The organism is Gloeocapsa sp. DLM2.Bin57, from assembly GCA_007693955.1.
Taxonomy (GTDB): domain Bacteria; phylum Cyanobacteriota; class Cyanobacteriia; order Cyanobacteriales; family Gloeocapsaceae; genus Gloeocapsa.
This window is the reverse complement of the sequence record RECR01000098.1, coordinates 1-16115: the sequence shown is the minus strand read 5'-3', so window position 1 is coordinate 16115 and position 16115 is coordinate 1. Positions and strand designations below refer to the sequence as shown.

15 protein-coding genes are annotated in these 16115 nt (G+C 37.6%); 7 read left to right on the top strand and 8 right to left on the bottom strand.

Annotated features, from left to right (window positions below; translation table 11 throughout):
• The first annotated feature begins 21 nt into the window (after positions 1-21).
• Positions 22-537 carry a zinc ribbon domain-containing protein gene (locus tag EA365_12985; protein ID TVQ43269.1) on the top strand — a complete coding sequence of 172 codons (516 nt, stop codon included), beginning with the start codon at positions 22-24 and terminating at the stop codon, positions 535-537.
• Here the strand turns inward: EA365_12985 and EA365_12980 are convergent.
• From EA365_12980 to EA365_12970, 3 genes are all read right to left on the bottom strand, one after another.
• Positions 534-3008, bottom strand: a complete 2475-nt coding sequence (locus EA365_12980; GenBank protein ID TVQ43268.1) for a methyl-accepting chemotaxis protein — start codon at positions 3006-3008, stop codon at positions 534-536. The genes EA365_12985 and EA365_12980 overlap by 4 nt on opposite strands.
• Before the next feature lie 42 nt (positions 3009-3050).
• Positions 3051-3620, bottom strand: a complete 570-nt coding sequence (locus EA365_12975; protein ID TVQ43267.1) for a chemotaxis protein CheW — start codon at positions 3618-3620, stop codon at positions 3051-3053.
• 151 nt (positions 3621-3771) lie between these two features.
• Positions 3772-4137 (bottom strand): response regulator, encoded by a 366-nt coding sequence (locus EA365_12970; GenBank protein ID TVQ43266.1) that lies wholly within the window; start codon positions 4135-4137, stop codon positions 3772-3774.
• A gap of 885 nt (positions 4138-5022) precedes the next feature.
• Between EA365_12970 and EA365_12965 the strand changes: the two genes are divergently transcribed.
• Positions 5023-6660: a hypothetical protein gene (locus EA365_12965; protein TVQ43265.1), complete on the top strand. Its 1638-nt coding sequence runs from the start codon at positions 5023-5025 to the stop codon at positions 6658-6660.
• 46 nt (positions 6661-6706) lie between these two features.
• Here the strand turns inward: EA365_12965 and EA365_12960 are convergent, their stop codons facing one another.
• Complete coding sequence (locus tag EA365_12960) at positions 6707-6916, bottom strand: DUF2811 domain-containing protein (protein ID TVQ43264.1); 210 nt, start codon at positions 6914-6916, stop codon at positions 6707-6709.
• A gap of 400 nt (positions 6917-7316) precedes the next feature.
• Entirely contained in the window at positions 7317-7646 is a 330-nt protein-coding gene (locus EA365_12955) for a DUF4278 domain-containing protein (GenBank protein TVQ43263.1), read from the bottom strand.
• A 240-nt stretch (positions 7647-7886) separates the two neighbouring features.
• Between EA365_12955 and EA365_12950 the strand changes: the two genes are divergently transcribed.
• The 3 genes from EA365_12950 (at position 7887) to nadA (ending at position 10764) form a co-directional block, all read left to right on the top strand.
• Complete coding sequence (locus EA365_12950; protein TVQ43262.1) at positions 7887-9224, top strand: YvcK family protein; 1338 nt, start codon at positions 7887-7889, stop codon at positions 9222-9224.
• 7 nt (positions 9225-9231) lie between these two features.
• Complete coding sequence (locus EA365_12945; GenBank protein ID TVQ43261.1) at positions 9232-9723, top strand: hypothetical protein; 492 nt, start codon at positions 9232-9234, stop codon at positions 9721-9723.
• Positions 9724-9804: 81 nt separating this feature from the next.
• Positions 9805-10764 carry a quinolinate synthase NadA gene (gene nadA, locus EA365_12940; protein ID TVQ43260.1) on the top strand — a complete coding sequence of 320 codons (960 nt, stop codon included), beginning with the start codon at positions 9805-9807 and terminating at the stop codon, positions 10762-10764.
• On the opposite strand, the gene EA365_12935 is transcribed toward nadA, so the two are convergent.
• Positions 10740-11966: a site-2 protease family protein gene (locus EA365_12935; protein TVQ43287.1), complete on the bottom strand. Its 1227-nt coding sequence runs from the start codon at positions 11964-11966 to the stop codon at positions 10740-10742. The two genes, nadA and EA365_12935, sit on opposite strands and share 25 nt — an antisense overlap.
• Before the next feature lie 180 nt (positions 11967-12146).
• On the opposite strand from EA365_12935, the gene pgeF reads away from it, so the two are divergent.
• Complete coding sequence (gene pgeF / locus EA365_12930; protein ID TVQ43286.1) at positions 12147-12902, top strand: peptidoglycan editing factor PgeF; 756 nt, start codon at positions 12147-12149, stop codon at positions 12900-12902.
• 8 nt (positions 12903-12910) lie between these two features.
• Positions 12911-13252, top strand: a complete 342-nt coding sequence (locus EA365_12925) for a carboxymuconolactone decarboxylase family protein (GenBank protein TVQ43259.1) — start codon at positions 12911-12913, stop codon at positions 13250-13252.
• 65 nt (positions 13253-13317) lie between these two features.
• Here the strand turns inward: EA365_12925 and EA365_12920 are convergent, their stop codons facing one another.
• Positions 13318-15027: a putative 2-aminoethylphosphonate ABC transporter permease subunit gene (locus EA365_12920; protein TVQ43285.1), complete on the bottom strand. Its 1710-nt coding sequence runs from the start codon at positions 15025-15027 to the stop codon at positions 13318-13320.
• A gap of 59 nt (positions 15028-15086) precedes the next feature.
• On the bottom strand, positions 15087-16115 hold a 1029-nt coding region (locus tag EA365_12915; GenBank protein ID TVQ43258.1), incomplete at its 5' end, for a putative 2-aminoethylphosphonate ABC transporter ATP-binding protein.

Sequence of the window (16115 nt, the reverse complement as noted above, 5' to 3'; positions counted from 1 at the left end):
ATTTTTTTCATAGCAGTTATTATGCCTTACGTATCCGAACTTGGCACAGGTCAATTAGTTTATTTAGATAATCAAAATAACCAAACTATTTTTACCATTGTTAGTAGTGGTCCAGGACAACAACAACAAGCGAGTAATTCCTTTACTACTGGTCCTTGGACAGCACCACCTCAAATATTACAAAATTCTGCTAATGTAGTACTTAAAATCTTTACTGCTAATGGAGAACAGATTATTCAAATTCAGGGTAATCAGAGTAGCATGATTAATGCCAGAGTATTACCTTTAACGGAAATTGATAATATGCCTCAAGCTAATATACCACCGATGCAACCCATGCAGCCTATGCAACCCATGCAACCCATGCAGCCTATGCAACCTATGCAACCTATGGGGGGAATGAGTCTAAAAATGGGTAATATGGAGATGAATATGGGAACTAGTAATTCTGCTACTAAACGCTTTTGTCCTAGTTGTGGGGCTAAGGTTAATCAGGGTGATCGCTTTTGTTCTAGTTGCGGTTATAATCTTAGTTAGACTTTATTATCTTGGTCAATACGGAAACGTTCTACCGAGGCTAGTAAGTCTTTAGCGATACTAACTAGATTTTGTAGCGAGCCTGCGACTCTTTGAGATTCCTGAGAGGTTTCTTGGGCGGTTAATTCAACTGATTGCATTACTTGGGCTACTGCGCGAGAATTTTCTCTCTGCTCTACTGTATCTGCAGAAATGGAACGTACTAAAGAGTCAATACGGTTGGTTACTTGAATAATGTCTTCGAGTGAGCCTTTAGCTTGTTCGGCTTTTTCGGCTACTTCAAAGACTTGCTGTAGTCCTTCTTCCATCGCTGTCATTACAGAGCCTGTTTCACTTTGAATCTGTAAAACGATTTGTTCGATTTGAGTTAGAGATTTAGCTGAGCGATCGGCTAACTGTCTAACTTCATCAGCTACAAAGGCAAAACCTCTACCTGCTTCCCCTGCTTTAGCTGCTTGAATGGAAGCGTTTAAAGCGAGTAAATTAGTTCTAGAGGCAATAGTATTGATCAAAGCGACGATTTTAGAGATTTCTTGAGAAGCTTCTGCTAACCGTTTAACTTTACGCGTGGTTTCTGATACTGTTTCCCTAATTTGTAAGATACCTGCTACAGTTGTTTCTACCGCTTCCCCACCTTTTCTAGCGGTTAAGGCTGAGGATTGGGCTACTGCTGCTGCTTCTCTAGCGCTTTCGGCTACCCTTTGAATGGATTCGGTGAGCATTTGTACGGAGTTGAGGGTTACGGCTAATTCTTCTGCCATGCGTAAAGAGTCGCTAGATTGATTACGCGCGTATGATTCACTATCGGTGGAGCTTTGGTGTACTTGTTGAGCCGCTTGTTTTACTTGGCGGACAATTTCCCGTAAATTTTCAATAGTTAGGTTAAAGGCGTCTGCAACCGCTCCTAATACGTCTGCTGTTACTTGAGCTTTAACGGTTAAATCTCCTCTAGCTGCTCCTTCTACTTCATCGAGAAGACGAATTACCTGACGTTGTAAGTCTTCGCGATCGCGTTCTGTTTCTTCTGATCTTCTTTGTGCTTCGGTAATGGTGGTATTAATTACTCTCACCATTTGATTAAATCCTGAAGCGATTTCCCCGAATTCATCTTCTGAGTAAACGGTTGCTTTGGCGTTCAAATCTCCTTGACAGACTGCGTTAAATTGAATGAGTAAATCTTGTTTATAACGTTTAACTTCTCTACTGATTAATTCTCCGAGGAGTAAACTACTACTAAATCCGGTTAAACCTGCTACTAAGGTAATTAAACCTCCTGAAGGGGTTAGGGGGAAAAACCTGGTGTCGGTGTCTTCTGTTAAAGGTGTTGTGGTTATTATTCCTGTAAACATAACCGCTAAAGCTGAAACTACCCCAACGGTTGCTGCTTTTACTAATTCTTTACTTCTAATCGGTGCATTAAAAAATGGTCCTAATGCGCCTAATTTGATCTCACTACTTGGTTTAGCGGTAATCTCATTAGTGCCAATAAAGCCTGTGACTATATTTTCTTTTGGTTCTCTTAATTTAGCTTGATTGGGAATTTCTGTACGGTTGACGGTTTCTAAATCAAAGTTAACTGTACCTTCGTCTTCCTCGTCGAGAGAGTCTTCAAATAATCCTGAGTCTGGTAATTCTTGAGAAAATTCTGAGTCTAATTCGGAAAAGTCTCGCTCGTCGAAAGAATCTAAATTCCCTGAGATATCCTCTACTAATTCTCTTTTCACGGCGTTAGTTGCCATGTTATCTTCAATGGGGTCTAATTCTGAACTGTAATCATTGTCATTTCCTGAATGTTCCTCAAAGATATCTTCAAATGAAGGCATTTCTTCTAAAGCTGAAGATACTACAAAGGTGGGAGCTTCGTCTTCGTCCACTCCTTCTAAATCTTCTCTCATTGCTGAGATCGCTTCTGGTTCAAAGAAGGGAAATTCTGAAGTTTTACGATCTATTGTTTCTTGCCAATTATGCTCAGTTTCCATATCCCCTTCATCTCCAAAAGGGTTAGTATAATTACCGCTTTCGTTTGGTTGTTGAGCAGTTGAATGAGGGGTGTTACCACTAGTATCTAAACCAAAAGCTTCACTAAAACGAGATTGCTGATAAGCCGTTGGTTCATCATAAATACTATTACCTGTTTGTCGATTGTTAAAGGCGCTATTAATGCCCATAGTGCTTTGGGTAGGATCTGAGTCGTCGTACATTTGTTGAATACGTCTGAGACCATCCCGCGCAAAACCTAGAAAATCAGCTTTATCTGTTAATTCTATCACTAACTGATATTGTTGTTTAGCTATTTCATAATCTTGTAATCCATAACAATAAATATGACCTCTTAGCAGCAGTACACTAGGATCTTCGGGAAATTCCTGTATCATCTGGTCAATTATTGATGCTGCTTGTTGATAATTACCGTTTAAATAGGCTCTCTCTGCTTGCTCGTATATTTCTGTATAATTTACTCCTGATGCCATTTGCTTCTCTCCATACTTTGCCTCATTTGCAGATTTTTCACTTTAATTTACCCATTGTGATGAACGTAATGTTACCCACCTTGCTGACCGTAAAATTGCTACTTGGTCTAATAATCTTAAATAAGTTTTTTTGTTTTCGTCCTCTTCGTCGGTTATTACCCATTCTCCCTGTACATAAGGAGCGATATAATCCGGTACATTAAGCGGCATTTGTAGGGTCTCTACATCTAACCACTCCATATCCCCTAATCTTTCTACTGCTAATCCTAAAGCCAAATCTTGGTCTTCGATCGCTATTACGGGGATTTCAGCTCTTTCTGTGTTTAAAACACCCATATCTTGCAGAAAGCTTCCTAAATCAGCTACCCAGATTACCTGTCCCCTTAAATTTATCGTTCCTAATAATAAATCTGAGGCATTAGGAATTGGGGTAATCATATCTGGTTCTTGTCGCATTACTTCTTTAATACCCATGGCAGGAAGAGCAAATTCATCACCCGAAGATAAGTTAAATCTAAGATGTAACTCACCCTGACGATGTTTAATCTCTTCGGGTAATTCCGCGGGTCTTTCTTGGTTGTTTTCTTTGAAAAAATCTGGGTTACTAACCATTAGGCATCTTGGTTAATGTTAATTATTCTAGACTTATTGTTTAGCGTCAGGATTATTTTTAGTTTATCTTATTTTTTTCTGGGTAGGCTCGGTATAAATTCCTAAAACAGACTTTCTAACTTGATCCCACCTGGTTATTTTTATTTTATCCTTAACCTCGTAAAAGTTGTTTAATGGTACTAATCAATTCTGGTGGATTAAAGGGTTTGGCTATATAAGCATCTGCCCCTTGCTTCATTCCCCAAAAGCGATCAAACTCTTCTCCTTTAGAGGAACACATGACTACTGGCACATTTTTTGTTCTTGGATCTGATTTGATCCGCCGACAGACTTCATAGCCATTCATTTTAGGCATGACTATATCTAGGACTACCAGGTCAAAGGAATATTTACTTACACGCTCTAACGCTTCTTGCCCATCACGGGCAATAGCGACAGTCATCCCATAGTCCTTTAACAGGTCTGAGATCATCTGTCTTTGGGTCAGGCTATCATCTACTACCAAAACTTTGCTCATAAGTAATTACCTAATCGTTAGCTTAGTAATACCTAGAAACCTTGCAATTTTCACGGCTTGACTCTGTAATATTTATATTATCTTTCATAGTTGCTTGTTTAATTATTTTTTTATTCCTTTAGCATAATTATACTACTAGTAATATATTTAGCAACATTTACTTGCTTGCTAGAGAAGATACTCTATGCTGTTTCTATAATAACCGATTCTTGAGCATAATTTTCCTAAACACAGATAAATTTAATCTAGATTTCCACCTAATTTGAGATATTTGTCGATTAACAGCGATAAACTGGCTTTTGACCCAGGTTTAGTCAAAAAAATGGTTTGTGCTTAGGTTTTTAAGTTCAATTTTATCAAGAAAGTTCTTTGTTTCCATTAAAACAGGGAAATGCCTGGAGCACAATGATTCTAGCCTTCCTTATTCTCCTAACCGTCTTGGCTATTGTTAGAATTATCATTCTCAATCCCCCTAAAGATTGCTGGCGATCGTCAAAATGTCTTGTTGGTTATAGAGAACAATCAATTTTCTAAAAATGAAGATAATCTTTTAGTTATATTACCAAAATAAACAAAAATAACTTAAAGATAATTATCTACTTGTTGAGAATTCAGCAGAAGAGTTTTTGTATTTTAATAAAATTCAAATAAAATACAAATACTAGCTAAACTTATTTGACTTAACTTACCTTCCCTAAAGGATCAGACTAAAAAATTATGTGCTTAAATTATAGCTTAATCGAGTTAAATTACCTTTGATAGTTTATTATTCTGTATGCTATAATCATTTATAGACTGACAATCTAAGGTGAAAACCCCTAGAGAATGTCAATTCTCTTGAGTAATTGAGGTTTCAGCACAAAAGATATCAAAGGGATTATCAAAGTGCTATATCTAGCAGAAGTAAAAAAACAGACAAAGGGATTAATAGGTGGTTTAAAGACAGAACTTAAACTCCTGGCTTTCCAACGAGATGATCAAGCTTGGAATACTGTACCTAACGAAGAGATAGTATCCTGTGATTACGTCAACTCTGTAGGAGAGGGAGCGTTAGTATTTGTCAACCTCAGTAATAATCGGGAGGTTCAGGGTAATCCTGAACTAGGGGGTACTCGTATAGTTAGAATGTTACAGTATTTTTCCCGTATGTTAGAAAAAGCTCAAGAAGAGCAAGAATCGATTGATAATTGGAAAGAATCTCTAACCTATCAAAGTCAGGAATTGCAGAAACGTCGAGAGGAATTAGAGTCTCAGTTCCAAGAAATAGCCCAAAAAGAGGAAGAATTAGCTAATATTGAGGAAAAGCGCCGAGAAATAGAGGAAGCTTGGCAAAAGTTAACCGAAAATCAACAACAGATTGAGAATTTACACCCTAACCAGGTACTAGGAGAGGAAAGAATAGCGAAACTAAAAGAGCTAATCAATAGTTTTGCGGGTGTTTTTCAGGGCACAGATTCTCTTAAAGAAAAATTTGAGATTATACTCAGAGCTATTCAAACTCAACAAGAATATCTAGAACAGGAATGGCATAATCTAGAAAGACGTCGTAATGAAGCTGATCATAAAGCTAACCAAGTTGAACAGTTAGCTAATCAATTACAAGATAAAAGAAGAGAATTATCTTCAGCACAAAAAACTATCGAACAAGCAAAAATAGACTTTGAAAAACAACAAATTGATTTACAGAATAAGCAAAGAATTCTAGGGATTCTTAATGTTAATTTACAAAGTAATCAAGAGTTAAGAAGTAATCTAATTAATAGCATTAAATCATTTAAAAATGAACAAAAAGAATATAAACATCCTATTGATAATTTTGAGTTTTTAGAGAGTCTTTCTTTAGAAGAGTTACAAGAAGAGGTCAATAAACTAGAACAAGAATTACAAAGATGGACATTTATCGTTAATGGACAAGAAGAAGAACTGAGTATAGAGGTAGAAAGTGTTCTTGAGTTAGAAAAAAGGTTAGATGAAGTTGATGATTCAGAAAAAGAAAGAATCAGACAAGAGTTAGCTGATGCTCAAGAAAGAAAAAACATGATGGAAGAAACTATAGAGGGTCAAAAAGCGACTCTAGAAGAAAGAAGGGATATTTTAGCTCAATATCAAGATTTATACCAACATAGACAAGCATTTCAAGCAACCTTTGCCCTTTTAGAAACACAGTATAATTCTTTACAACAAGAAAAAGAAAGGTTAGAGCCAGATATTAATAGTCTCGGGTCAAATCTAGGGAGTATTCAGGAGTTGATTGATCAACAAAGTAATACTAATCAACAAAAAGAAAATGAATTAGAAAGAGAGTTAGAAAATTTACAGAATTTGCACAGGGAATCGGCGTTAATACAAGCCCAAGTCCAGGTTGCTGAGCAGATTTTACAACCTTGGCAAGATGGCATTAATGAAATACGAGAAAAATTACATCAGATAGAACATTCATTTAATCATATTCAGGGTGATAATGGACAAGCTGTAGGGTTGTTTAATGAGTTTGAACAAATCTTTAACAGTTTTGGTAATTAATCAATATTTACCTCCCCATCTGAATCAAAAGATGGGGACTTTTATCTTAGATATTGTCTTGAAAAAGAGTTTCTAGATAAACACGGGCGCAGGAGCGATAGTTTTTAGCGCGATCGCCGTTTTGAAGTAAAAACAAAGAAAGTGCAGCGGCAAAAACGCGATCTTGGTCCCAATTGGGGTGAGTTTCTAGATAATTAGCTAAAGATTCGTGTAATTCTTCGGGAATTTCAGCCAAAATGCTTACAGATGTGCTCATAAGGAATAAAAAAAATTATAGTCACTAAGACTATTGTTGTCTGGTTAAGGGTGGATTTGTCAATGATACAGAATGTTAACAAATTGAGTCAAAGAAAATAAGCTCAACCTATTAATCAGGGTTTGAGAAGTTTTTTGTTACATAACTTAAGAAAATCTGGAATTAGAAGGATATCCCCATCAAAAATACCAAAGTTTGATTCTGTGGTGACAACCTGTGGAAAAGTTTGGGTAAACTGTGGAAAAAATTCAAATTAATTGTGGAAATAATGGGGAATCTGTAGTGGAAAACTCAAAACAAAAATTGATAAAAATTTAGATTCGTAGATACAAAAAAACTCACCCGTAGGTGAGTAAAGTTTAAGCGAATGAAAAGTTGAGATAACTGGAAAATTCAGTCTCTAGTGCGCTAAACCAATTTCATTAGCTGCGCGAGAAAGCATAACTTGTTGACGATTTCTGAGATGTTTGTGGTGATTGATCATCAGATAACGTGCTTTTTCTTGGGTTGATACTTGAGGTTGATTCGGAGTAGTCATAGTTGTTGTTCCTGCTTTATTGTAAGTAGTGCCACGATAGGTTAAATTAGCCACAGGTTGGATTACTGGTGCTTTTTTCAAGTTGCGGAATCTCCAATCAAGTCCTCGATATTTACCTGCTACAGAAGTACTTGTGGTTTCTACAACCGTAGGATTATGTTCATAAGTAATACCACGATATGTAAGTTTCATTTTTGTCGCCTCCTAGAATTCGAGTAATCAATTGAGGCGCGTTCCTTCGGGTAGTTTCCCTACTTCCGTTCTCACTAGGTTTAGTAAGAATGAACGATTTACTTTCTGTATCTATTGTTACCGTTTTTCCAGAAAATGTCAAGGGGTATATAGGCTAATATTGATTAAAATTTGTAACAAGTCAGAGGCTTGCTTTTTTTGGTAAGCTAAACCCTAGCTATAGCCAAATTCTATGCGCTTATGGACAATCTAAGTCAAAAAAAATCAGTTAAAAAAGCCAATCAATGGCTGAAATGGTATCAGTGGCTATCACCTGGGTTATTCGTCAAGCGTTGGTTACTGATTACCATTAGTGGAGTCTTACTCGCTGGATTCGGTATAGCTATTTGGAGTAATTTAACCCCAGTTTATCGAATTATGGCGCTAGTTTCAGGATTATTAGAAGTAATTACCGAAATTATGCCTAGTTATGTGTCTGGACCTTTAGTAATTATCGCTGGTTTATTTTTGATTTTTTGGGGACAAAGTAGTACTGTTAATACCATTACTAGAGTACTTAAACCAGAAAATGACGAGCAAATCCTCGATTTATTGATGAATCATCGTCGTCTCAATCGAGGACCAAAAATCGTCACTATTGGGGGAGGAACAGGATTATCCAACCTCTTACGAGGATTAAAGGAATATAGTGCTAATATCACAGCCATTGTGACTGTAGCAGATGATGGCGGATCTTCGGGAAGATTGCGACGGGAAATCGGAGTATTACCACCAGGAGATATTCGTAATTGTCTAGCAGCTTTAGCTGATGAGGAAAAATTATTGACAGAGTTATTTCAATATCGCTTTAATGCGGGTGATGGTTTAATAGGTCATAGTTTTGGTAATTTATTCTTAACAGCGATGAGTGATATTACAGGAGATTTGGAAAAAGCGATCGCAGCTAGTTCTCGTGTTTTAGCGGTTAGGGGTAAAGTCTTACCCTCGACTTTAACCGATGTCAATCTCTGGGTAAAACTTACTGATGGCAGAATTATCGAAGGTGAGTCTAGTATTGCTAAAGCTAGGGGAAAAATTGAAACTATTGGTTGTCATCCTACTGAAGCGATCGCCTTACCCGCAGCTGTTAAAGCTATTCAAGAAGCAGATTATTTAATCATTGGTCCAGGTAGTCTCTATACTAGTATTATTCCTAATTTGTTAGTTCCTGATATCGTTAAAGCGATCGCTGAGAGTCAAGCACCTAGCATTTATATCTGTAATATAATGACCGAACCTGGAGAAACCGACGAATATAGCGTTTCCGATCATATCCGTGCTATAGATAAGGTAACTAAAGGTAAAATTTTTGATGCAGTTTTGGTTAATCGTACTTTACCATCAGACGCAGCTTTAGAACGTTATGCCACCGAAAACTCTCACCCCGTTATCTTAGATCGCGAGGCGATCGCTAAATTAGGACGGGGTATTGTTTTAGCTAACATTATGGAAGAAGAAACCATTGAAGGATATATTCGTCATAACTCTCAACTTTTAGCCCAAGTTTTGTTACGCTGGTATCATCAAGTATCTAAATAATTTGCTTATGAAACTAAGACCAATTCCTAAACCTCAACAAAAGACTAAAACTTCTAAAAGACGTCGAAAAATAGCGAAAAATAATCTACAGACTCCTGTAAAAACCCCTTTTAAATTTAACTGGAAACATGTAGGTTTACCCGTGGCGATCGCTTCTTCTGTATGGTTAAGCTTATTTTTAGGGGGGATGATTACCCTAGGAGGAGTACCGGCTTCGGTTTTAGGTATCTTTCTTAAAGATCCTACGTCGATTACTGCTTTTGTAGTCAGAGACAATAAACATTTACACAGTCGTCTTCAAGAGTTAAAAGTTGAGAAAGTGATGAAAGCTTACTATCGTCCTCAAATTCCTGATGAAATAATACTAGATCAATATATCCATCAGATTTTCTATAATTGGACAGGTTATATTGGTGCTAATTATGAGGTTACTCCTGATGGTAAGTTGATTTTAACCGAATCAGGATTTCAAGAACTCCTACGGGAATTGGAACGTTAATAACTCTAGTAGCTATTTTTGGTAAAATTGACTATAATATTATGGTAAGAATAACTATAATTGTCGATACCCCAAAATACTGTGTTTACTACATTATCTCAACCTCAAACCCCAACAATCCCCCATGATTTATTTACAGCTATAAACGAGCTAAAAAAAGAATTAAACGCCGTAATTTTGGCTCACTATTACCAAGAACCAGATATTCAAGACATAGCTGACTATCTCGGTGATTCTCTCGGTCTTTCCCAACAAGCAGCTAGTACCAACGCAGAGGTCATAGTCTTTGCGGGAGTGCATTTTATGGCAGAAACCGCTAAAATTCTTAATCCAGATAAACTAGTACTCCTACCAGATTTAAACGCGGGTTGTTCCCTCGCTAATAGTTGTCCTCCCGAAGCTTTTGCCCAATTTAAAGCCCAACACCCTGACCATATAGTCATATCCTATATCAATTGCACCGCTGAAATTAAAGCGATGAGTGATATTATCTGTACTAGTTCCAACGCGGTAAAAATTGTGGAACAAATACCAGAGGATCAACGGATTATTTTTGCACCAGATCGCAATTTAGGTCGTTATGTCATGGAACAAACCGGAAGAGAATTACTCCTCTGGGATGGTAGCTGTATAGTCCATGAAACCTTCTCAGAAAAGAAAATTGTCCAGCTACAAACTCAATATCCCCAAGCAGAAATAATCGCTCATCCCGAATGTGAACCCCCTGTATTGCGACACGCTAATTATATTGGCTCTACTACTGCTTTACTTCAATATGCTCTACAAAGTAGTCAAGAAACCTTTATCGTCGCTACAGAGCCAGGAATCATTCACCAAATGCAAAAGCAAGCACCACATAAACAGTTTATACCAGCTCCAGGACAAAATAACTGTGCTTGTAATGAATGTCCCTATATGCGTCTCAATACCCTCGAAAAAATCTATCTAGCGATGCAAAATAAACAACCAGAAATTGTTTTAGCCCCAGAAATTATGACAGCTGCTCTCAAACCAATTCAACGTATGTTAGCATTATCTTGAGCTATAGGCATTTTAGCTAAACTTGCGGCGATCGCTCCTAAATCTAAACCAGAAGGATAAGCTTTTTCCGATTTAATTCGTTTAATATCAGCTTCCCGAATGGGTACATTTAACTTAGTGGCGATCGCTCTGACAACATCACCACGATCGATTACTCCTGCTACTGCGCCCGCGGGAGATAGAATAGTAATCCAGGGTTCTGATATTTTCTCCAAAGACTGAATCACCAAGTATAAGGGCGTTTTTTCCCCAACAGCGGGAATTTCTGTCAGAGGATAAGCTATTTTAGCCAAAGTTAGATAATCCCATTCACTGCGTGGAAATCTTTGTAAATCTGCAATTCTCACCATTCCGCAATAACGTCCTTCTGTAGCTGCATAATAAGGGAAATTACGATGATCATCACAGAGAATATATTGTTGAGCAAATTCAGCTAGAGTTAACTTACCTTCAACTACGCGATAATCACGAGTCATTACCTCAGCTGCTTTGATTTGTAATAAACTTTTTTGCAGTATAGCAATACGTTGATAAGCATTTGCATTGCGTAAAATAAACCAACCAATAAAAGCCAACCACAAACCACCAAATGCACCACTAATAAACCAGACAAATAGCCCAAATAAAATACCCAACCAACCTACTAACATACCCGAAAAAGCAGCCCAGACCATTCCTGTAAAGGGATCTCCTGTAGCTTTCCAGACGATCGCCTTAAAAATTTGTCCTCCATCCAAAGGTAAACCAGGAATCAAATTAAATAAAGTTAATACCAGATTAATTGTGGCTAAATCTGAGACAATCTGGTTAATTATTCCTGAATCGGGTAAATAGTTACTAAGAGTAAAAAAACCAAGGAATAGAGCAAAACTAACCAATGGCCCTGCTACAGCTACCAAAAACGCTTCCAGGGGAGTCTTTGACTCTCTTTCTATGGAAGCTACCCCCCCAAAGAGAAATAAAGTGATAGAATTAACCTTAATACCTTGTTTTAGCGCGGCTATACTATGTCCTAATTCGTGTAAAAGCACAGAAGAAAACATTAATAGCGCGATAGCTAAACCCGCTACCCAAGACCAAATTCCTGGTGCATCAATTTGCTGAGCATTAATCAGAGTAACTAATGCTAAGATCAAAAACCAGGAAGGGTCTAGGTAGAGTGGAATACCTAGTAAAGACCCTAATCTCCAGTTGTTTTGCATACAAATAATCCTATCTTGATAATTATATTTTATCAGGTTTTTTAAACCTTGAGTTCCTAATACAAAAATCAATAATATTACTTTAATAATCTTAATAAAGAAGAAGGGTTTATTTAATAATAAATCAGCTAAAATATACGTAGTTGAATTGAGATAAAGATTTTGACTCCTACAGATTTAATGGCAACTGACACTACACTCTGGGAATGGCAAGGACAAGAATTACCTTATTTACGTTGCACTCTGTTAGCCCAATGGCAACATGGTTTCTTTACTCGCCAATTTTACCCCAATTCACCCGCAAAACTGACAGAAATCTTAGGGGTAGATGGGAAAACTTATCAATTGCAACAGATACATGGAAATAGAGTGGTTAAACCCTCCGAAGGGATTAGGGAAGGTGATGGGTTAATATCCGAACAGCCTAACCAAGCTATCTGGGTAGCTAGTGCTGATTGTACACCAATTTTACTAGGAGATGTAGAGACTAATAGAGTAGCAGCTGTACACGCAGGTTGGCGAGGAACAGCCCAAAGTATAGTTACCAAAGCGATCGCCCGTCTAGTAGAATCAGGCAGTAAGCTAGCAAATATACGTGTAGCATTAGGTCCAGCAATAAACGGAAAAGTCTATCAAGTAGGCTTAAGCGTAGCAGCTAATGTCTGTAAGAGTATTATGGCAACAACCCAAAGTGATGACGAGGTAATAGCGATCGCCTTTAAACACAATCCTAGTCCTTTAGAATCAGACTCTCAACCAGGGAGAGTGCGCCTGAATGTATCTTTAGTTAATTATCTACAACTTAGACAACTAGGAATCGAACCTCAACAGATAGCGATCGCCCCTTTTTGTACCTATCAACAACCAGAATATTTTTTCTCCTATCGACGTACCCAAGAAAAAAAAGTACAATGGTCTGGAATAGTATCTAACTAATTAAGGATATGTCTAAAAATTATCCCGAAGTCACAGCAGATATAGTCGAGTACGTTAAACAACTAAGAGGTATTATTCCCGATACTCTCAAAGGGTTTTATAGTATGTCAGGGGCCGCATCTAAAGATGGAGCGCTTGATAAAAAGACTAAAGAATTAATCGCTTTAGCCATTGGTGTAGCCACTCGTTGCGACGGATGTATTGGATTTCATACAAAAGCACTCCACGAATTAGGGGCTACTCGTGAAGAAGTAGCCGAAGTATTAGGGATGGCTATTTATATGGGGGGTGGTCCTTCATTGATGTATGCAGCTGATGCTTTACGGGCTTTTGACCAATTCACTAACTAGCTAATTGACCTATGGAGAATCCCCATCCTAAACCGGAGGGGAGTATAAATGAAAAAAGTAACGAATTAACGTTTTAACCAAGCTTGACTACGTTTTTCGATATTTTTGGTAAATAACCAATAAAAGAAACGCACCCCTAGACTAGTTAATACTAACAGAGTGGACATAGCCGCAGCAGCACCAATATCTCCCGCGTCATCCATATTAACAATGGCGATCGCTGCTAAATTAGCGTCATCAGGACGTAAAAAGATTATTGCTGAAACTGTTACCATTGCGTTAACGAAATAATAGATACCGATACTTAAGATAGCCGGGAGACACATTGGCAGAGTCACGCGCCAAAAAGTCTTATAAAAGGGTACAGACATAGAAGCCGAAACCGATTCAAATTCAGGATCTAACTGTTTTAACGCTGTATTCGCTGTTAAAAAACAAACGGTGTAAAAGTGGATAATATTGCACAAGATAATTAGGGGGAAAGATTTATTCCCAAAGGGATTAGGAATCAGCCAATTATTCCCAAAAGGATTCGGAATCACCATGGCTAGATTCCCGTTATTAATCCCGAGGTTATTATCTACCACGAAGAAAAATAGGTAACCCAAACCTAAGACTAACCCAGGCAAAGCTAAGGGCATTGTAGAGAGAAAATAGTTAATTAAGCGTAAAATGCGCAGATTTTTGCCTTTTTCTACCAGATAAGCGCCAATAAATACTAAGATTGTCCCGAAAATAGCTGTTAATAGGGACACAATAATACTATTTTGATAAGCGCTATAACCACCACCTGCGACTCTACTAAAGTCAAAGTTACTCAGACTAAATTTAAACTGATAGAAATCATAGGGCCAAATCTTAATTAAGGAAGCTAGAATAATCGTGGCGAAGATAATAATTGCTGCTAAAACAATCATTGCACAGAAAACGAACATTAAACTATCGAGGAGTTTATTCGGTTTAGGTTGTAAAGGTACTGCTTTAGCACTAACTAAGGCTGTTTGACGTCTTTGGATAATTCTATCAATGATAAAAGCCATCACAGCAGGAATTAACAGAAAAACGCTAATAGTCGCACCCATGGAGAAGTTTTGTTGTCCAATTACCTGTTTATAAATATCTGTCGCTAAAACATTAAAATTACCCCCTACAACCTTGGGGACACCGAAATCTGTAAAAGCGAGGATAAAACAGACAAAAACTGCGCTAATTAAACCATATTTAACGCTAGGTAAGGTTACAGTCAAAAAAGTTCGCCATTTAGGAGTTCTTAAAACCTCCGCTGCTTCATAGAGACGAGCATCGGTTAAACTTAAAGCGGTGATCAGAATCACTAAAGCTTGGGGAAAACAATAAAGACTCTCACCCATAATAATACCAGTAGCGCCATATAGCCCAATATCCCAACCTGCTCTAGTAATAATACCCTGTCTCCCGAATAAATAGATTAAACCGATCGCATGAGCTAAAGGTGGTATATATAAAGGCAGCATCCCTAAGATGTTAAAGATTTTTTTACCATGTATTGCAGTACGCGTCAAAGCGTAAGCAAAGATAAAAGCCAGGAATACTGAAATTAAGGTACTAGCGATCGCCACATAAAAACTATTAAAAAAAGAAGCAACCAAATTAGGATTAGTTACATAATCGAGATAATTTTGTAAACCAATCCAATTACCCTCTTTATCCTGGAAACTTTTTAAAAAAATAGGAGAAAGAGGTAAAACCACACCCCATAATAACCACAGAGTACTCACAACCAGAACAATACGCATGATCCAGTCTTCTCTGGTGATAATGGGTTTAATTACCTGAGTTTTGCTAGTAGTAATAGTCATATTTCTGGGAATACTTGTATCTTATCTGGTGGTAATTGCAATTGCAGAGTTGAACCATAGCTTAAATCTAAGTCTCTAACCTGATGAGTAGATAACTCAATGGTCATAATTTCTTGAGCGTTACCATCAGGAGATAAACTAAGATGATAGTTAGAGCCTAAAAATTCTACCGATTCAATGGTGGCATTAATTACATTAGGTAGATTATCAGCGGCAGTAACTAAAGAAACATTTTCGGGACGAATAGCGATACTCACAGGAGTATTAACCCCCAAATCCTGGTCAATAATTTCCAGGTTAATATTATTACCACAACGTACCTGATTCTTAGCGGTAGTTACCCCTTTTAAAAAGTTCATGACTCCGATAAAATTAGCCACAAAAGGAGTATTAGGACGTTGATAAATCGCGTGGGGAGAACCAATTTGAGCGATATAACCCTTATCCATCACTACAGCGCGATCAGCCATAGCTAAAGCTTCGGTTTGATCGTGGGTTACCATAATCGTGGTTATGCCCAAACTTTTTTGTAATCTAGTTATTTCTGTGCGTAGTTTTACTCTGACTTGTGCGTCTAAAGCGGAGAGAGGCTCATCTAAAAGTAATAAGCCAGGAGACAAAGCCAAAGCTCTAGCTAAAGCTACTCTTTGTTGTTGTCCACCTGACATTTGGGCTGGATATTTATGTCCTATTCCCTCTAAGCCTACCATATTGAGCAATTCTTCGACCCTATTTTTAATTTTTCCGGGTTCAGCTTTAGCATTTTGTAAACCATAAGCGATGTTTTGAGTCGCGGTTAGATTGGGAAATAACGCATAAGATTGGAAAACTATCCCAAAATCTCGCCCAGAGGCACTCAAACGGGAAACATCTTTCCCACCTTGGATGATTTTCCCCGTGGTTTGTTGTTCTAAACCCGCGATAATCCTTAATAGGGTAGTTTTTCCACAACCCGATGGACCAAGTAAACAGACGAATTCTCCAGGGTAAACGTCTAAATAGACATCTCTGAGTGCGACAAATTT